We start from the raw sequence: 17,531 nt of genomic DNA, 5'->3' as shown, positions 1-17,531 counted from the left end.
GGAACCTCGCGCCGCTGTGTCGCCACCACCACCGGGTGAAGACCTTCACCGCCTGGACCTACCGGCGTACCGGCCCCAGGACCTTCACCTGGACCAGCCCGACCGGCTGCAGCTACCACGTCCGCATCGACCGACATATCCGCTGACCACGACCCCGCCGACCGAGGTTGGCGGGGCATTCGTCGTGTCCGTGTCTTGAAACGGTGACCACGTACACCGGTAACCGCCCACCCCAACCACCGCGGACCCGCAGGCCGAAGGTGGTTTCGCCGTGCGACCATCGAGCATGGCCGCGCGCCGGTACGCCCTCGCCGCAGGCTTCGCGGCGCTCGCCCTGGTCGGCTGCTCGTCGCCCGACCTCTCCGGGGTGGCGACGTACGAGCCGGTGGGGATGGGGGCGACGGAGCGCTGCTCGAGGGCCGGGTCGTCCTGACCGACGACTGCGTCTACGTCGAGCACAGCGGCAAGCTGATGCTGCCGGTGTTCCCGAACGACCAGGTCGAGCGCGGGCCGGGTGAGCCGTTGGTCTACCACGACGAGACCTACGAGGACGGCGACCCGATCGCTCTCGGCGGCGGGATGATCGAGGGGTCGCCAGAGGGAGCGGACGTGCCGGCCGGCTGCCAGGACGACCTGGGGGCGTGGGGCGTCATCCAGGGCTGACTAGGCTCGACAGCATGGAGATTCGCAACCTGGGAAACAGTGGCCTCAAGGTCTCGGCGATCGCGTACGGCAACTGGCTGACCCACGGGTCCCAGGTCGAGGAGGACGCGGCGGTAGCGTGCGTGCGGCAGGCGCTGGACGAGGGGATCACGACGTTCGACACGGCCGACGTGTACGCCAACACGCGGGCGGAGTCCGTGCTCGGGACGGCGCTGAAGGGCGAGCGCCGGGAGGGGCTGGAGATCTTCACCAAGGTCTTCTGGCCGACCGGACCGGGCGGGCACAACGACCACGGGCTGTCGCGCAAGCACATCATGGAGGCGATCGACGGCTCGCTGCAGCGGCTCGGGACCGATTACGTGGACCTGTACCAGGCGCACCGGTACGACGACGAGACGCCGCTCGAGGAGACCATGGAGGCCTTCGCCGACGTGGTCCGGCAGGGCAAGGCGCTCTACATCGGCGTCTCGGAGTGGCGCGCCGACCAGCTCCGCGAGGGGCACAGGCTGGCCCGCGAGCTGCGCATCCCGTTCGTCTCGAACCAGCCGCAGTACAACATGCTGTGGCGGGTCATCGAGACCGAGGTCGTGCCGGCGTCCGAGGAGCTCGGCATCGGGCAGGTCGTGTTCTCGCCGATCGCGCAGGGCGTGCTGACCGGCAAGTACGTCCCGGGCCAGCCGCTGCCGGAGGGCTCGCGCGCGACCGACGACAAGGGCGGCGCCGGGATGATCGACCGCTGGATGCGCGAGGACGTCCTCGAGCGCGTGCAGCAGCTCCGCCCGATCGCCGACGGGGCCGGCCTGACCATGGCCCAGCTCGCGGTCGCCTGGGTGCTGCAGAACCCCAACGTCTCGTCCGCGATCGTGGGCGCGAGCCGGCCCGAGCAGGTGACCGACAACGCCCGCGCCGCCGGCGTACGCCTCGACGAGGCGACGATGAAGGCGATCGACGACGTCGTGGAGCCGCTGGTGGTGCGCGACCCCGACAAGACCCAGCAGGTACGCCGGCGCGACCTGATGAAGCGGTAGGCCCTACTTGTAGCTGTCGGGCAGCCGCTGCCCGATCTTCACCTGCGCCTTGGGCAGCCGCATGAACTTCATCTGCATCGCTCGGGTGATCGCGTAGTACGTCTGACCCTTGGTCGAGGACTCCGGGAACCGGCGCGCCATCTCGCGGCGGATCCGGAAGCGCAGCAGCACCATGTCGACGATGACCAGCAGCACGGTCACCATCAGCACGGTGTTGCCGATGTTGCGCAGGCCATCGTTGCCGGAGTAGCCGAGGATCATCGTCACCAGCAGCAGCGGGATCACGAGCTCGATCAGCGAGAACCGGGCGTCCACGTAGTCGCGGATGAACCGGCGCTCCGGGCCGCGGTCGCGCGCCGGGTAGTTCTTCTCGTCACCGGTCTTCATCGCCTGCCGCACGGTCTGGCTGGACTGGGAGCGCGCGGCGCGCTGAGCGGCCTGCATCTCCTTGCGCGTCCGCGGCGTCTTGGCGCGCGCCTTCGCGGCGGCCTCCGCCTCGCGGCGGGTGGGCGTGGGACGGCCCTTGCCGCCCACCTTCACCGGGGTCTCGACGGGAGCGGGTTCAGACTTGGAGCGACGGAACAACCTGGGGGCCTAACACGAAGAGGTACGAGGGTCCCTACCAGAGTACCGGCGCTCATCGCACCCGTTTGCTTTTGACCCTAGGCTGGGGCGCATGGGTATCTGGCAGCGCACGACCATGATCTTCAAGTCGAAGGCCAACAAGGCCCTCGACAAGGCGGAGGACCCCCGAGAGACGCTGGACTACAGCTACCAGCGCCAGGTCGAGCTGCTGTCGAAGGTACGCCGCGGCGTCGCCGACGTGGCGACCAGCCGCAAGCGGGTCGAGCTGCAGATCAGCCAGCTCGAGCAGCAGTCCGCGAAGCTGCAGGAGCAGGCCCAGAAGGCGATCACGATGGAGCGCGAGGACCTCGCCCGCGAGGCGCTCACCCGCCGCTCCGGCCTCACCAGCCAGATCAACGACCTGAGGACCCAGCACGCCCAGCTCCAGGCGGAGGAGGAGAAGCTCACCCTCGCCCAGCAGCGGCTGCAGGCGAAGGTCGAGGCGTTCCGCACCCGCAAGGAGACCATCAAGGCGACCTACACGGCCGCCGAGGCGCAGACGCGCATCAACGAGGCGATGTCCGGCATCGGTGACGAGATGGGCGACGTCGGCGCCGCGATCCAGCGCGCCGAGGACAAGACCGCGCAGATGCAGGCCAGGGCCGGCGCCATCGACGAGCTGCTCGCCTCCGGCGCCCTCGACGACGTCACCAGCGCCACGCCCGGCGACGACATCGCCCGCGAGCTCGACGCACTCAGCTCGCAGGCCGACGTCGAGGCCGAGCTGGCCGCGCTCAAGGCCACCCAGGCGCCGCAGGCCATCGAGGGCACCGAGGGCGGCGAGGAGCCCAAGCAGCCCTGAGTAACCAGCCCTCGGCAAGAATCAGTACATGGCACGTTCTCGGTTCGTCGGCGACAAGGGACTCACCGCCCGCATGACCCTGGTGATGTTCCTGCTCGGAGGCCTGTTCGTCGGGCTGATCGCGGTCCTGATCGCGATCCTGCCGCCCACCTGGGCGCCGTTCATCGGCGTGATCGGTCTCGGCCTGGTGTGGTTCCAGTGGTACCAGTCCGACACCGTCGCGATGAAGGCGATGGGCGCCCGTGAGGTGAGCCGGGAGCAGGCGCCCGAGCTGCACGACATGATCGAGCGGCTCTGCGCGCTGGCGGACATGCCGAAGCCGCGGGTCGGCATCGCCGACACCGACCTGCCGAACGCGTTCGCCACCGGCCGGTCCCCGAACCGCTCGGTCGTGGTGGTCACCACCGGCATCCTCAGGCGGCTCGACGCCGAGGAGCTCGAGGGGGTGCTCGCCCACGAGCTGTCCCACGTCGCGCACCGCGACGTGCTCGTGATGACCGTCGCCTCCTCGGCCGGCATCATCGCCGCGATGCTCAGCCGCGGCGCCCAGTGGGGCGCGATCTTCGGCGGCGGACGCCGGGAGAACAACGGCGCCCCGACGTGGGTCGTCGTGCTGGTGATCAGCCTGGTGACGTACGTCGTCAGCTTCCTGCTGCTCAAGCTCCTCTCGCGCTACCGCGAGCTGTCGGCCGACCGGGCCGGCGCGTACCTCACGATGAAGCCGCACGCGCTCGCCTCGGCGCTGCAGAAGATCACCGGCGACATGAACCAGATCCCGGACCGCGACCTGCGCGCCAGCCAGGCGATGAACGCGTTCTTCATCGCGCCCGCCGTCCGCGGCGTCTCGCTGCGCACGCTGACCTCGACGCACCCGACCCTGGAGCAGCGCCTCGAGCAGCTCGCACGGATCCAGGCCGAGCTGGGCCGACCCACCTGATGGGGCTCTGGGACGTCATCACCGGGCGGAGCCGGCCGAAGCCGGCGAACCTCGACGCGCTGTTCGCGGTCCCGACCGCCGCGATCACGCTGGAGACCTCGCTCGGGCTGTGCCCGACCGGCGACGGGTCGGTCTGCTACCGCGCCGCCGCGGGCGCTGCCTTCCAGCAGACCCAGGACGACGTGGTCGCGCTCCTCGACGCCGACCCGGGCGCACCGCCGGTGCAGGTGACCCGCGACGAGTTCGGGTTCACCTGGCTGCTGAACCAGCACGACCCCGCCGACATCAGCGGCCTGTGCACGGACCTGCACGCGGTGAACACCGCCCTCGAGGCGCAGGGCTTCGGGCCGGGCCTGCTGTGCTCGCTGGTGCCGTTCGCCGACGACTCGGGCCGGCGCGTGGGACTCGTGTACCTCTACAAGCAGGCGACGTTCTACCCGTTCGCACCGAAGCCCGGCGCCGGCCGGGTGCGCGACAACCTGCTCGAGATCCAGGTGCGCGACGCGCTGAGCGGCGAGCTGCCGATCGAGCAGGACCTCGGGCGCTGGCTCGCGGTCTGGGGCGCCCCCGGCCTCTGACCCGGCTCTGACACAGCCTCTGACACAGCCTCTGACACAGGAGGCTCACAGGTCGGCCCCACGGGTCGCACAGCCCGGAGGGCCACTGTCAGCCGTGTGTTGAAACGACTTCGCGGCCGGCGACGCGCCTGGCTGATCGTGCCCCTCGTCCTCGTGGTCGCCGCCGGGGGCGGCGGGTGGCTGATGACCCGCGACAGCTCCGGCGCCACCGCGAGCACCACGGAGACCGTCAGCAGCCAGACCATCCAGCAGACCGTCTCCGCAGACGGCACCATCGCCGCGCGGACGACCGCCGACGAGAGCTTCGCGGTGTCGGGCACGGTGACCCGGGTCGCGGTCGCGGAGGGCGACAGGGTCAGGAAGGGCGCCGTGCTCGCGGTCGTCGACAGCGACGCGCTGGTCGCCGCCCGCGAGGCGGCCGAGAGCTCGCTGGAGGCCGCCGAGAGCCAGCTCGACGACGACCAGGACGCAGGGGCGAGCGACGTCCAGCTCGCCGCGGACCAGGCCAACGTCGTCTCGGCCCGAGCCACGCTCGCCGACGCCCGCCAGGCCGTCGACGACGCGACCCTGCGCGCCACCGTGGCCGGGACCGTCACCAGCGTCGGCATCGGCAAGGGCGACAGCGTCGGCACCAGCACCACCGCGCCGACGGTGGACACCAGCACGACCTCGACGGAGACCAGTGCCATCACGATCGTCTCGACCGGCTCCTTCGTCGTCGACGCGACCGTCGCCGCCGAGGACGTCGACCAGCTGAAGAAGGGCCTCCAGGCCGAGGTCTCCGCCACCGGCGTGGACGACACGATCTACGGCACCGTCTCCGAGGTCGGCCTGGTCGCGCAGACCAACGACAGCGGCGCGGCGGTCTTCCCGGTCACGATCGACGTCACGGGCCGGCAGGAGGACCTGTACGCCGGGGTCTCCGCGACCGCGTCGATCGTCGTCAAGCAGGTGCCGGACGTCCTGACGGTCCCGAGCCGTGCGCTCAGCACCGATGACGGCGCGACGTACGTGACGAGGGTCGTCGACGGCGACGAGGTGAGGACCGAGATCGAGATCGGCGAGGCCTACGGGATGTCGACCGAGGTCACCTCGGGGCTCGAGGAGGGCGACGAGGTGGTCGTGCCCGGCTTCACCCGGCCGACCGGCAGCGACGACGACGGTGGAGGCGGGGAGCAGCGGCAGATGTTCCCCGGCGGCGGCCAGCTGCCCCCGAGCTTCGACGAGATGGGACCGCCGCAGTGATCATCGAGCTCGACGGGATCCGCAAGACCTACCGCAGCGGCAGCATCGAGTTCGAGGCGCTCTGCGGGATCGACGTCGGCATCGACGAGGGCGAGTTCGTCGCCGTCGTCGGGCCGTCCGGCTCCGGGAAGTCCACGCTGATGAACATCCTGGGCTGCCTCGACAACCCCACCGAGGGCAGCTACCTGCTCGCCGGCGAGGACGTCTCCGCGATGAGCGAGACGCAGCTGGCTGAGGTACGCAACAAGCAGATCGGCTTCGTGTTCCAGCAGTTCAACCTGCTGTCCAGCCTCCCGGCCTGGCGCAACGTCGAGCTGCCGCTGATCTACGCCGGCGTACCGCGAGCGGAGCGCCGCGAACGCGCCGTCCGCGCGTTGGAGCGGGTCGGCCTCGGCGACCGGGTCGACAACCGGCCGGGCGAGCTGTCAGGTGGGCAGCAACAGCGGGTCGCGGTCGCGCGGGCGCTGGTCACCGAGCCGGCGATGATCCTGGCCGACGAGCCCACCGGGAACCTCGACTCGCGGTCGACCGCCGACGTCCTCGGCCTCCTCGACGAGCTGCACACCGCTGGCCGCACGATCGTGCTGATCACCCACGAGCACGACGTCGCCGCGCGGGCCGGACGCCGGCTCACCATCAGCGACGGCCGGGTGAGCGCATGAACTGGCTCGAGACCGTCCGTGCCGGCCTGGAGGCCGTGCGAGCGCACCGGATGCGCTCGATCCTCACGATGCTCGGCATCGTCATCGGCATCGCCTCGGTCATCCTCACCGTCGGCTTCGGCCAGGGCGCCCAGCAGGAGGTCCAGGACGAGATCGACGCGCTGGGCAGCAACCTGCTCATCGTCTCGCCGGGCAGCAGCACCGACTCCGGGGGAGTGCGCGGCGGCTTCGGCTCCGCGACCACGCTGACCCTCGACGACGCCTCGGCGATCGCCGACGAGCGCGTCGTCCCCGACGCCGAGCGGGTCGCCGCGACCACCTCGACGTCGGCGGCGGTCAGCGCCGGCACCACGAACTGGACGACGTCCGTGGTCGGTACGACGCCGAGCTGGCTCGGCGTACGCACCCGCGAGCTCGACTCGGGTCGCTTCTTCACCCAGGCCGAGCTCGAGCAGGGCGCCGACGTGGTCGTGCTCGGGCCGGACACCGCCACTGAGCTGTTCGCGGTCGGCAACCCGGTCGGGCAGACGGTCTCGATCAGCGGCCGGCAGCTCACGGTGATCGGCGTCCTCGACTCCAGCGGCGCCTCGTCGACCGGCACGTCCGAGGACGACCAGGCCGTGGTGCCGATCAGCACCGCGAAGTCGCTCACCGGCTCGACCAACAGCTCGGTGTCGACGATCTACGTCGAGGCCACCTCGGTCGAGACGCTCAGCGCGGCGTACCAGGAGGTGCAGAGCCTGCTGCTCACGCGACACGGCGTGACGGCGACCGACGCCGACTTCAGCATCGCCACCCAGGACTCGCTCGTCGAGACGGCGAACTCCACCAACGAGACGCTCACCGTGCTGCTCACCGGCGTCGCGGCGATCTCGCTGCTCGTCGGCGGCGTCGGCGTCATGAACATCATGCTCGTCTCGGTCACCGAGCGGATCCGCGAGATCGGCCTGCGCAAGGCCCTCGGCGCGACCCCGCGCGTGATCGGGCGGCAGTTCCTCGTCGAGGCCTCGATGCTCGGGCTCGCCGGCGGCGTCGCCGGGGTCCTCGTCGGCGTCGTCGGCGCGTGGGTGCTGCCCGCGGTCATCGACCAGCCCGTCACGCTCTCGGCGCTCGCGACCGGGGCCGCCCTGGCCACCTCGCTCGCCCTCGGCCTCGGCTTCGGTGTCTATCCCGCCAGCCGCGCTGCCCGCCTGACCCCCATCGACGCACTCCGCAGCGAGTGACCTCCCACCTCGGAAGAAGGACCCTGATGAGACTCACCCGGATGACCCTCGCCACCGCCTCCTCGGTGCTGCTGCTGTCCGCGCTCGCCGGCTGCGGTGGCGCGTCCGACGACACGTCCGAGGCGAGCGACCGGACCGCGGCGCAGACGCAGCAGCAGGGGCAGACCCCGCCGCAGGGCGGGGGCGGGTTCCCCGGTGCCAGCGGTCTGGTCGCCGCCGTCGACGGCACGACGGCCCAGGTGCAGAACGTCCAGTCCGGTCAGGTCGCGGTGTCGTGGACCTCGGAGACCGTCTTCACCCAGGAGGTCGACGCCACGCTCGACGACGTCATCGTCGGCGCCTTCGTGATGGTGACGAACGCCGACGACGACACGGCTGCGTCCGTGCGGATCATGTCGGAAGCTCCCGGCGGCATGCCGGACGGCGAGCGCCGCCCCGAGGGCGACGGCCCGCCCGGCGGTGGCGACTTCGGCACGCTCGGCGAGGTCACCGAGGTCGGCGCCGACGGCTTCACGGTCACCTCGAACGACGATGAGGTCACCGTGACCGTCACCGGGGACACGACGTACACCACCACCGCTGACGCGACCGCGGAGGCCGTGACGACCGGTGTCTGCATGAACGCCCAGGGTGACACCGACGACACCGGCGCCCTGACCGCGACCTCCATCAGCGTCACGAAGGCCGTCGACGGCGAGTGCGGCGGCCGGATGCCGGGACCGCAGTCGTGAGGCGCCGCGTGATCGCGGGTGGCCTCGCGGTCGCCGCCGTGGTCGGCGTGGGCTACACGACGTACGCCGCGAACGCGGACGCGCCGTCGTACCGCACCGCGTCCGCGGTGGCCGGCGACGTCGAGCAGAGACTCGAGGTCTCGGGCTCGGTGGAGCCTGCCGGGCGCGCGGACCTGGCGTTCGCGACGTCCGGGACGGTCGAGTCGATCCGGGTGGAGGCCGGCGACACCGTCAAGGCGGGTGCGGTCCTCGGCAGCGTCGACGACACCGGCCTGCGCAAGACCCTCCAGCAGGCGCGGGCGACGCTCGCGTCGGCGCGGGCCCAGCTCGAGTCCGACGAGAACGACCAGGTCGCGTCGGTGACGACCACGACGACCACGACCACGTCCGCCACGACCACCACGACCACGCCAACCGCCACCCCAGCCGCCAAGCCCACCATCACGCCCGACCCCGCGGTGGAGGAGCTGGCCGCGCTGCAAACGGCGGTCACCGACGCCCAGAGCACGGTCAGCGCCTCGCTCGTCACTGCTCGGGAGGCACTGGCAGCGCAGCAGGCGGCCTGCGCCGAGGAGCCCGCGGGCCAGGCCTGCGCGGATGCGCTGGTGGTCGTGCAGACCGCGCAGGAGCAGGTGGCGACCGACCAGGACGCCCTCCAGGTCGCGCTCGACGCTCTCGCCCGGGCGCTCACCGAGGCGCTGGCGAGCCAGCCGGAGACCGAGCCGCAGCAGGAGCAGCCCCAGGCGCCGCAGCCCCTGGTCCAGCAGCCGCCCCAGGTCCAGCAGCAGGTGACGCAGTCGACCCCGCCGACCCCGACCGTCAGCGCCGCGACACTGGCCAAGGACCAGGCGGCGATCGAAGCGGCGCGGGCCGAGGTGATCACTGCCGAGCAGGCGCTGCGCACCGCGAGCGTGACCGCGCCGTTCGCCGGCGAGGTCGTGGCCGTGGGCGCGGCCGAGGGCGACTCGGTCTCCTCGGGCACCGCGGTGTTCGTGCTCGTCGCCCCGGGGACCTCCACGGTCCAGGTCGACGCGACCAGCGCCCAGGTGCAGCAGCTCGCGGTCGGCCAGGACGCGGTCGCGACCCCCATCGGCTCCGACACCGAGCTCGCAGGCACCGTGACCCAGATCAGCACGATCCCGGACGACGCCGGAACGTACCCCGTGACGGTGACGCTGGCGAGGAAGCACCTCGGCATCGCGACCGGGCTCACGGCGACGGTGTCGGTGGTCGTCGGTGCCGCCGAGGACGCCGTGACCGTCCCCGCGTCCGCCGTGACCGACGGCAGCGTGCTGGTCGTGGGGGAGGACGGCACCGCGTCGCGGGCGCCGGTCACCACCGGCGTGGTCGGCGCCACGACCATCGCGATCACCGAGGGCCTGGAGGTGGGAGACGAGGTCGTGCTCGCCGATCTCGACCAGGCGCTGCCGACCACCGACGAGGGCAGCACCGGTGGATTCCAGGGCGGCGGGTTCGGCGGCCCGCCCGCCTTCGCCCAGAGGGGTGGAGCCTGAGCTACTCTCCGAACCGTGACGACGCCGAGCCCTCACGCCGCCCGGGCTGCCGAGATCGACCGGTACGGCGTCCTCACCGAGCCGCCCCGCGCGGACCTGATGGCCATCGCCGAGATCGCGGCCGGTCTGGCCGCGACCCCGAAGTCGACGATCAACCTGATCACCGACACCGAGCAGTTCCAGGTCGCGACGTACGGCTTCACCGGCGGGGTCAGCCCCTGCGAGGACTCGATGTGCGCGGTGGTGCTCGACGCGGGTGAGCCGATCGTCCTGCCGGACGCGAGCCAGGACGACCGGTTCCGGAACAACCCGTTCGTCAACGGCGACATCGACGACATCAAGTTCTACGCGACCCACCAGCTCACGACCCCGAACGGGGTCGTGATCGGCACGCTGTGCGTGTTCGACAACGAGGTGCGCGAGCTCTCCGCCGCGCAGGAGCACGCGCTGGTCGGCCTCGCCGACCGGGTCGTGGACCTGCTCGAGCTGGAGCTGCGGACCCGCGAGCTCAAGCGCTCCAACGAGCAGCTCGCCGCCTTCGCCGGTCAGGTCAGCCACGACCTCCGCAACCCGCTGACCGCGGTCTCCATGGCGCTCAAGACCATCGACGACGAGCTCGAGGAGGCGCCGGAGCCGGACGCCGACCTCGCGTTCCTGGTCCGCCGCGCGATCGGCGGGGCCGACCGGATGGAGTCGCTGATCCGTGACCTGCTGGCGTTCGCCCGGGTCGGCGGGGAGCTGCGCCGGCTTCCGGTCGACTTCAACGCGGTGCTGGCGGACGTGCGGGTCGACCTCGCGACCGCGCTCGCCGGGGCGACGCTCGTCGCGGACGACCTGCCCAAGGTGACCGGCGACCCGGTCCAGCTGCGCGCGGTGCTGCAGAACCTGATCGCCAACGCCGCGAAGTTCACCCGCCCGGGCGAGCCGGCGCACATCGAGATCTCGGCCGACGACCTCGGCGACCGTTGGTTGATCGAGGTCTGCGACCGCGGTCCGGGCGTGCCCGTGGACCAGCGCGAGCGGGTCTTCCAGCCGCTGGCGCGCGTCGACGACTCCATCGACGGCTCCGGCATCGGGCTCACGACCTGTAGGCGCATCGTCGAGGCGCACGGGGGCCGGATCGGCCTGGCCGAGGCGCCGGGCGGCGGCACCTGCGCGTGGTTCGAGCTGCCGGCGTAGGTCGGGCCGACCTCAGTCGCGTGCGGTCTTGCCCGGGAGGGCCAGCATCCGCTCGAGGGCGACCAGGGCGTGCTTCTCGGTCTCCGGGTCGACCTCGATCCGGTTGACGACGGTGCCCGCGACCAGCGACTCCATCGCCCACACGAAGTGGGGGAGGTCGATCCGGTTCATCGTCGAGCAGTAGCAGACGGTCTTGTCGAGGAACGTGATCCGCTTGTCCGGGTGGGCGGCGGCGAGCCGCTTCACGAGGTTGAGCTCGGTGCCGATCGCCCAGCTCGAGCCCGCGGGAGCGGCCTCGATGGTCTTGATGATGAACTCGGTCGAGCCGACCAGGTCGGCCTTCAGCACGACCTCGTGCTTGCACTCGGGGTGCACCAGGATCTGGATGCCCGGGATCGTCGCGCGCAGCTCGTCGACGACGTCCTCGGAGAACCGGCCGTGCACGGAGCAGTGGCCCTTCCAGAGGATCATCTTCGCGTCGCGCAGCTGCTCGGGCGTGAGGCCGCCGTTCGGGCGGTGCGGGTCCCAGACCACGCAGTCGTCGAGGGTGAGCCCCATCTTCAGCACCGCGGTGTTGCGGCCGAGGTGCTGGTCGGGGAGGAACAGGACCTTGGCGCCCCCCTCGACGTCGGCCTTCTGCTCGAACGCCCACTCCAGCGCCACCTCGGCGTTGCTGGACGTGCAGACGACGCCGCCGTTGCGGCCGCAGAAGGCCTTGATGTCGGCGGAGGAGTTCATGTACGTCACGGGTACGACGGCGTCCGCGACACCCGCAGCGGTCATCGCCTCCCACGCCATCTCGACCTGGGTGAGCCGCGCCATGTCGGCCATCGAGCAGCCGGCCGCGAGGTCCGGGAGGATCACCTGCTGCTCGGGCTTGGTGAGGATGTCGGCCGACTCGGCCATGAAGTGCACGCCGCAGAAGACGATGTACTCCGCCTCCGGCCGGGCCGCCGCGTCGCGCGCGAGCTTGAAGGAGTCGCCGGTGACGTCGGCGAACTGGATGACCTCGTCGCGCTGGTAGTGGTGGCCGAGCACGAAGACCCTGTCGCCGAGGGCCTCCTTGGCGGCGATCGCGCGCGCCACCAGGTCGGGGTCGGACGCCGCGGGCAGGTCGCCCGGGCACTCCACGCCCCGCTCGCTGTTCAGGTCGACGCCGCGGCCGAGCGGCAGCAGGGGGAGGTCCACGGTGGTCATGGCGCCCATCCTATTGTTGGGTGCTCAGATCAGAGCAGTGCACCGTTGTGAACGTACGGCGCGGGCGGCTTCATCCCGCGCAGCGCGAGATATCCCTCCTGGCGCAGCTCCAGCCGCGCGGCGAAGCCGACGTCGAGCGCCCACTGGTTGGCTCCGGTCAGGTGGTGAACCGTCACCTGCTCCGCGCCCTCGGCCAACGCGGCCCACAGCAGCCGCGTCGCCGTCCGCCGGTTGGAGGCGGCGAGGAGGGCGACCTGGCCGCGCTCGTTGAGGTAGGCGTAGCCCGAGCCGGTGGACGTGTCGGAGACGAGCAGCGGCCAGGAGTAGCCCAGCATCAGCTCGTGGTCGGCGCCGTGCCCGGCGCCGCGCGCGGCGCGGTCGAGCGAGTCCATCAGGTCGATGTCGGACGCGCTGCCCTCCCGGACCTTCTCGATGACCGGGAGCGTCGTCCGGTCGACGGTGCCGCTCAGGTACATCTGCGGGTGCAGGTCGAACCCGGCCTGCCGGTAGATCCGCACCGCCTTGGTGTCCCCGGACGCCGAGAGCATCGACCGGGTGCAGGCTCGGCCGTGGTCCATCGCGGCCGCCATCAGCGGCTTGCCGATGCCCTGGCCCTGCCGGTCCGGCAGGACGGCGTACGTCGCCAGGCACCACAGCACCTCGCGGCGGTACGACGTCGCCATGCCCACGATGCCGGTCTCGTCCTCGGCCACCCAGCAGCCGCCGGGATCGTTGCGCACGAAGTGCCGGGTGCGCTCGATCCAGACCTCGCGGTGCCGGGGCGCGCGGCGCGTGGGCTCGGGCTCCCCGGGCCGGCGCCAGGCCGTGTCGACGGCGAAGAAGCTCTCGTCGCTCACCCGCTCCGCGTCCGGGACGTCATCCAGGGTCATCGGGCGGATCAGCACTCCGACAGACTAGGGGTCATGCGAGTCCTGGTTGCCCCCGACAAGTTCGCCGGCACGCTGACGGCGGTCGAGGCCGCCGAGGCCATCGCGGCGGGCTGGCTGCGGCAGGCGCCGGGCGACGAGATGGACCTGGCGCCGATGGCCGACGGCGGCCCCGGCTTCGTCGACGTGCTGCACGCCGCGCTGGGCGGGGAGCTGCTGGCGGTGACCGTCCGTGGCCCGCACGGCGAGGCCACGCCCGCGACGTTCCTGCTCGACGGGAGCACGGCGTACGTCGAGGCCGCGCAGGCATGCGGCCTGCACCTCTCCGGCAAAGAGCGCCCCGAGACCGGGACGACGTACGGCGTCGGCGAGCTGCTGCTCGCGGCCGCTGACGCCGGCGCGACGAGGATCGTGGTCGGGCTCGGCGGCAGCGGCACCACCGACGGCGGCGCCGGCCTGCTGGCCGCGCTCGGCGCGACCGCGGACCGCCCGCTGGACGGCGGCGCGGCCGGCCTCGAGGGGATCACGAAGGTCGAGCTGCCGGCGTACGACCTCGAGCTGGTCGCCGCGAGCGACGTCGACAACCCGCTGACCGGGCTGTTCGGCGCGGCCAAGGTCTTCGGCCCGCAGAAGGGCATCAGCGAGGAGCGGCTGCCGGTGGTGGACGGCTGGCTGGAGGGCTTCGCGGCCGCCACGGACCGGCGGGTCGCGCTCGAGAAGGGTGCCGGCGCGGCGGGCGGGCTCGGCTTCGCGCTGCTGCTGCTCGGCGCCACCCGCGAGCCGGGGATCGGGCTGGTCGCGGATGCCGTCGGCCTCGCTGCCCGCGCCCGCAAGGCCGACCTGGTGCTGACCGGTGAGGGTGCCTTCGACTTCTCCAGCCGTTCCGGCAAGGTGCCGTACGGCGTCGCCGAGATCGCGAGCGAGGCGGTCCGGCCCTGCGTGGCGCTGGCCGGCCAGGTGCTCGTCGGCTCCCGCGAGATGCGGGCGCTCGGCGTCGAGTCGGCGTACTCGCTGGTCGACCTGGTGGGGGAGGAGCGGGCCTTCGCGGACCCAGCCGGCGCGCTGGCCGATCTGGCGGCCCGCGTCGCGCGCACGTGGAGTCGGGAATAGTTGGCCCGTGTGCGACCATTGACGTAGCTACAGACCTCCACCGACCTTGGGAGAACCGCACATGACCGAGCAGGTCGAGACCAGCACCGACCGTCGTACCGACTCCATCAACCTGAGCCCGGTCGCCGCCAGCAAGGTGCAGAGCCTTCTCGCGCAGGAGGGTCGTGACGACCTCGCGCTGCGGATCTCGGTGCAGCCGGGTGGTTGCTCGGGCCTCCGCTACCAGCTCTTCTTCGACGAGCGCAGCCTCGACGGCGACGTCGTCACCGACTTCGACGGCGTGTCCGTCGTCGTCGACCGGATGAGCGTCCCGTACCTCAACGGCGCGATGATCGACTTCGTGGACTCGATCGAGAAGCAGGGCTTCACGATCGACAACCCGAACGCCACCGGCTCCTGCGCCTGCGGCGACTCGTTCCACTGATCGAGTCGTATCGAGACCCAGACATCAACAGCCCCGGACCACCAGGTCCGGGGCTGTTCGTCGTTCTGACGCTGCTTCTCGGCTCACGCGTCGAGCTGCTCGACCACCGATGAGATCAGTCGCCGTCGAGCTGGAGGTTCATCGCGCCGGCGAGGCGGGCCGCGGCCTCGGAGACCTCGATGCCGCGCTTGGGCTGCTCACGCGCGAGGTCGCGCGCGGCGACGGCCAGCGGGCGGGTGAGCGAGGCCTGGACGGCGAGGCCGTCGGCGGCCATCTCGGCGGGGGTCGAGAGGTCGTCGTACGCGAGGCGCTGGGAGCTCATGTCTCGACGGTAGGCGCTACCGATTAGTACTCGTAGCAGTACCGATCGGTAGTCTTCTGCGACGTGTCCCTCCTCATCGCCGGCTCGATCGCGACCGACCACCTGATGTCGTTCCAGGGCAAGTTCGCCGACTCCTTGGTCGTCGAGCAGCTGGACAAGATCTCGCTCTCCTTCCTGGTCGACGACCTGGAGATCCGTCGCGGCGGGGTGGCGGCCAACATGACCTTCGGTCTCGGCCAGCTCGGGCTGCGGCCGGTGCTCGTCGGTGCGGCCGGCGAGGACTTCGCCGACTACCGCTCGTGGTTGGAGCGGCACGGCGTGAACACCTCGCACGTGCGCATCTCCGACACCCGGCACACCGCCCGGTTCGTGTGCACCACGGACCCGACCGGCGCCCAGATCGCGTCGTTCTACCCGGGCGCGATGAGCGAGGCGCGGCTGATCGAGCTGGCCCCGATCGTGGCCAGCGTCGGCGCTCCGGAGTACGTCCTCATCGGCGCGGACGACCCCGAGGGGATGCTCCGCCACACCGACGAGTGCCGTCAGCGCGGCTACCCGTTCATCGCCGACCCGAGCCAGCAGCTCGCCTTCAGCGACGGCGAGCTGATCCGCAAGCTGATCGACGGCGCGGCGATCCTGTTCTCGAACGAGTACGAGTCGCACATGATCGAGCAGAAGACCGGCTGGTCGCCCGACGAGGTGCTCGCCCGGGTCGGCATCCAGGTCACCACGCTCGGCAAGGACGGCGTCCGCATCACCCGGAAGGGCGAGGAGCCGATCGTGCTCACCGCCGCCCGCAACGTGGTCGCGGTCGAGCCGACCGGCGTCGGCGACGCGTTCCGCTCCGGCTTCCTCGCCGCGCTGGCCTGGGACCTCGGCCTCGAGCGGGCCGCGCAGGTCGGCTGCGTGCTCGCGGCCTACGTGGTCGAGACGGTCGGCACGCAGGAGTACACCTTCACCCCGGCCCAGTTCCTGGCCCGCGTGGAGGACTCGTACGGCGCTGCCGCGGCCGCCGACATCGAGCCGCACCTGAAGAGCATCAGCTGAGCCGGCGTACGACGTAGCGGCCGGGGCCGTCCTCGCCGACGAACTCCTGCCCCCGCATCCGGCACCACGCCGGGATGTCGGTCCGCGCGGCGACGTCGTCGGCGAGCACGACGACGAGCTCGCCGACCGGGACCTCGGTGTGCCGCTTCGCCAGCTCGATCACGGGCAGCGGGCAGAGCATGCCGCGGCAGTCGAGCTCGACACTCCTCTCCGGGGTGTTCACAGGCCCACTTGGGCGCGCAGGTCGCGGACCACGTCGGGGAGGACGCCGAGGAAGCCGTCGACCTCGGCCTCGGTCGTGTCGCGGGTCAGCGAGACCCGGAGGTTGCCGTGGGTGAGCACGCCCATCGCCTCGAGCACGTGGCTGGGGGTCAGCGTGGACGCGGTGCACGCCGAGCCGCTCGCCACGCCGTACCCCCGCTTGTCGAGCTCGGTCACGATCGCCTCGCCATCGACGTACAGGCACGAGAACGTCACGAGGTGGGGGAGCCGGTCGTCCGGGTCGCCGACGACCTCGACGTCCGGGATCGCGGCGGCCGCGACGCGGATCCGGTCGACCAGCGCGTGCTGGCGGGCGTTGACCTCGGCGCGGTCGGCGACGACGGCCTGCAGCGCCGCTGCCGCGGCCAGCGCGCCGGGGACGTTCGGGAACCCGGCCTCGGGGAACGGGTCGATCCAGCGGGTCCGCTTGCGGAGCAGCAGCACGCCCACGCCGGCCGGACCGCCCCACTTGTGCGCGGATCCGGCGAGCGCGTCCCAGCGCTCGGGCAGGGGGAGGCGTCCCATCGAGGCGCACGCGTCCACGAAGAGAGGTACGTCGACGTCGGGCGCGTGCTGGACGGTCCCGACCTCGTGGTTGGCGTGCTGGAGCGCGACCACGCTCGCGCCGTCGGTGTCGCCCACGGACACCCGCCCCAGCCGGTCGGCCGGCAGCACGACCGGCTCCGGGCCGGCCCAGCGGGCCGCGTGGACGACCGAGGAGTGCTCGACCGCGCCGTACGCCACGGGGCCGTCACCGCGCCGGATGCCGAGCAGCCCGCGGTGCACCGCGTCGGTCCCGGAGGCGGTGAAGGCGACCTCGTCCGGTCGCACCTCCAGACACTCCGCCACCACGGCTCTCGCGTTGTCGAGGAGCAGTCGGGCGTCGCGGCCGCGCCCGTGGAGACGGCGCGGATCGGCGTACCCGCGCTCGAGGGCGGCGAGCAGCGTCTCCCGGGCCGCGGGGTGCAGTGGCTCCGAGGACGCGGAGTCGAGGTAGCCCGTCGGAATTCCCACACGCCGAACCTATCGGGTGCCCCACCGGTCAACTCGGGGTTGGATTCCGATAGTGTTCGGGCTATCCGTGATCGTTGAGAGAG

The 17,531-nt window shown here is 71.8% G+C and carries 21 protein-coding genes; 15 read left to right on the top strand and 6 right to left on the bottom strand.

What is annotated here, in order from left to right:
• Positions 1–286: 286 nt before the first annotated feature.
• The 3 genes from MJ604_RS20090 to MJ604_RS20080 are packed head-to-tail and all read left to right on the top strand — an operon-like array spanning position 287 to position 1,691.
• Positions 287–433, top strand: coding sequence for a hypothetical protein (locus MJ604_RS20090; RefSeq protein WP_243060394.1), 147 nt, complete (start codon positions 287–289; stop codon positions 431–433).
• A gap of 38 nt (positions 434–471) precedes the next feature.
• Positions 472–663 carry a hypothetical protein gene (locus MJ604_RS20085; RefSeq protein WP_243060392.1) on the top strand — a complete coding sequence of 64 codons (192 nt, stop codon included), beginning with the start codon at positions 472–474 and terminating at the stop codon, positions 661–663.
• A 14-nt stretch (positions 664–677) separates the two neighbouring features.
• Positions 678–1,691 carry an aldo/keto reductase family protein gene (locus MJ604_RS20080; protein ID WP_243060388.1) on the top strand — a complete coding sequence of 338 codons (1,014 nt, stop codon included), beginning with the start codon at positions 678–680 and terminating at the stop codon, positions 1,689–1,691.
• A 3-nt stretch (positions 1,692–1,694) separates the two neighbouring features.
• Here the strand turns inward: MJ604_RS20080 and MJ604_RS20075 are convergent, their stop codons facing one another.
• Positions 1,695–2,231: a DUF3043 domain-containing protein gene (locus MJ604_RS20075; RefSeq protein WP_243060387.1), complete on the bottom strand. Its 537-nt coding sequence runs from the start codon at positions 2,229–2,231 to the stop codon at positions 1,695–1,697.
• Positions 2,232–2,367: 136 nt separating this feature from the next.
• Here MJ604_RS20075 and MJ604_RS20070 point away from each other — a divergent pair, with 136 nt between their 5' ends.
• From MJ604_RS20070 to MJ604_RS20030, 9 genes are all read left to right on the top strand, one after another.
• Positions 2,368–3,117 (top strand): PspA/IM30 family protein, encoded by a 750-nt coding sequence (locus tag MJ604_RS20070; RefSeq protein ID WP_243060385.1) that lies wholly within the window; start codon positions 2,368–2,370, stop codon positions 3,115–3,117.
• Positions 3,118–3,145: 28 nt separating this feature from the next.
• Positions 3,146–4,054, top strand: coding sequence for a zinc metalloprotease HtpX (gene htpX, locus MJ604_RS20065; protein ID WP_243060384.1), 909 nt, complete (start codon positions 3,146–3,148; stop codon positions 4,052–4,054).
• Positions 4,054–4,632, top strand: a complete 579-nt coding sequence (locus MJ604_RS20060; RefSeq protein WP_243060383.1) for a hypothetical protein — start codon at positions 4,054–4,056, stop codon at positions 4,630–4,632. Before htpX ends, MJ604_RS20060 begins: the two co-directional genes overlap by 1 nt.
• Before the next feature lie 96 nt (positions 4,633–4,728).
• Positions 4,729–5,877: an efflux RND transporter periplasmic adaptor subunit gene (locus tag MJ604_RS20055; RefSeq protein WP_243060382.1), complete on the top strand. Its 1,149-nt coding sequence runs from the start codon at positions 4,729–4,731 to the stop codon at positions 5,875–5,877.
• Positions 5,874–6,539 (top strand): ABC transporter ATP-binding protein, encoded by a 666-nt coding sequence (locus MJ604_RS20050; protein ID WP_243060379.1) that lies wholly within the window; start codon positions 5,874–5,876, stop codon positions 6,537–6,539. Before MJ604_RS20055 ends, MJ604_RS20050 begins: the two co-directional genes overlap by 4 nt.
• The gene (locus MJ604_RS20045) at positions 6,536–7,762 is read left to right on the top strand and encodes an ABC transporter permease (protein WP_243060377.1); all 1,227 of its coding nucleotides are present in this window, start codon (positions 6,536–6,538) and stop codon (positions 7,760–7,762) included. The genes MJ604_RS20050 and MJ604_RS20045 overlap by 4 nt, the downstream gene beginning before the upstream one ends.
• Before the next feature lie 26 nt (positions 7,763–7,788).
• Positions 7,789–8,493, top strand: coding sequence for a hypothetical protein (locus tag MJ604_RS20040; protein WP_243060376.1), 705 nt, complete (start codon positions 7,789–7,791; stop codon positions 8,491–8,493).
• Positions 8,490–10,007, top strand: coding sequence for an efflux RND transporter periplasmic adaptor subunit (locus tag MJ604_RS20035; RefSeq protein ID WP_243060374.1), 1,518 nt, complete (start codon positions 8,490–8,492; stop codon positions 10,005–10,007). Before MJ604_RS20040 ends, MJ604_RS20035 begins: the two co-directional genes overlap by 4 nt.
• Positions 10,008–10,022: 15 nt before the next feature.
• Entirely contained in the window at positions 10,023–11,186 is a 1,164-nt protein-coding gene (locus MJ604_RS20030; protein ID WP_243060372.1) for an ATP-binding protein, read from the top strand.
• 12 nt (positions 11,187–11,198) lie between these two features.
• On the opposite strand, the gene nadA is transcribed toward MJ604_RS20030, so the two are convergent.
• Both nadA and MJ604_RS20020 read right to left on the bottom strand, forming a co-directional pair.
• Positions 11,199–12,383 carry a quinolinate synthase NadA gene (gene nadA, locus MJ604_RS20025; protein WP_243060370.1) on the bottom strand — a complete coding sequence of 395 codons (1,185 nt, stop codon included), beginning with the start codon at positions 12,381–12,383 and terminating at the stop codon, positions 11,199–11,201.
• Between the two features lie 29 nt (positions 12,384–12,412).
• On the bottom strand, positions 12,413–13,288 hold the full coding sequence (locus MJ604_RS20020; RefSeq protein WP_243060369.1) for a GNAT family N-acetyltransferase: 876 nt from the start codon (positions 13,286–13,288) through the stop codon (positions 12,413–12,415).
• A gap of 18 nt (positions 13,289–13,306) precedes the next feature.
• Here MJ604_RS20020 and MJ604_RS20015 point away from each other — a divergent pair, with 18 nt between their 5' ends.
• Together MJ604_RS20015 and MJ604_RS20010 are read left to right on the top strand one after the other, a co-directional pair.
• Positions 13,307–14,380 carry a glycerate kinase gene (locus MJ604_RS20015; protein WP_243060368.1) on the top strand — a complete coding sequence of 358 codons (1,074 nt, stop codon included), beginning with the start codon at positions 13,307–13,309 and terminating at the stop codon, positions 14,378–14,380.
• A 61-nt stretch (positions 14,381–14,441) separates the two neighbouring features.
• The gene (locus MJ604_RS20010; protein ID WP_243060367.1) at positions 14,442–14,804 is read left to right on the top strand and encodes an iron-sulfur cluster assembly accessory protein; all 363 of its coding nucleotides are present in this window, start codon (positions 14,442–14,444) and stop codon (positions 14,802–14,804) included.
• A gap of 115 nt (positions 14,805–14,919) precedes the next feature.
• Here MJ604_RS20010 and MJ604_RS20005 read toward each other — a convergent pair whose 3' ends face one another.
• Positions 14,920–15,126: a hypothetical protein gene (locus tag MJ604_RS20005; RefSeq protein ID WP_243060366.1), complete on the bottom strand. Its 207-nt coding sequence runs from the start codon at positions 15,124–15,126 to the stop codon at positions 14,920–14,922.
• Between the two features lie 63 nt (positions 15,127–15,189).
• Between MJ604_RS20005 and MJ604_RS20000 the strand changes: the two genes are divergently transcribed.
• The gene (locus MJ604_RS20000) at positions 15,190–16,173 is read left to right on the top strand and encodes a carbohydrate kinase family protein (RefSeq protein WP_243060365.1); all 984 of its coding nucleotides are present in this window, start codon (positions 15,190–15,192) and stop codon (positions 16,171–16,173) included.
• On the opposite strand, the gene MJ604_RS19995 is transcribed toward MJ604_RS20000, so the two are convergent.
• A complete protein-coding gene (locus MJ604_RS19995) occupies positions 16,166–16,396 on the bottom strand; it encodes a sulfurtransferase TusA family protein (protein WP_243060364.1) in 231 nt (76 codons plus the stop codon). The two genes, MJ604_RS20000 and MJ604_RS19995, sit on opposite strands and share 8 nt — an antisense overlap.
• Positions 16,393–17,448, bottom strand: coding sequence for an aminotransferase class V-fold PLP-dependent enzyme (locus MJ604_RS19990; protein WP_243060363.1), 1,056 nt, complete (start codon positions 17,446–17,448; stop codon positions 16,393–16,395). Before MJ604_RS19990 ends, MJ604_RS19995 begins: the two co-directional genes overlap by 4 nt.
• Positions 17,449–17,531: the final 83 nt, after the last annotated feature.

The sequence above is a fragment of the Nocardioides sp. SR21 genome, assembly GCF_022761125.1.
GTDB lineage: Bacteria > Actinomycetota > Actinomycetes > Propionibacteriales > Nocardioidaceae > Nocardioides.
This window is presented reverse-complemented; position numbering and strand designations above follow the sequence as displayed.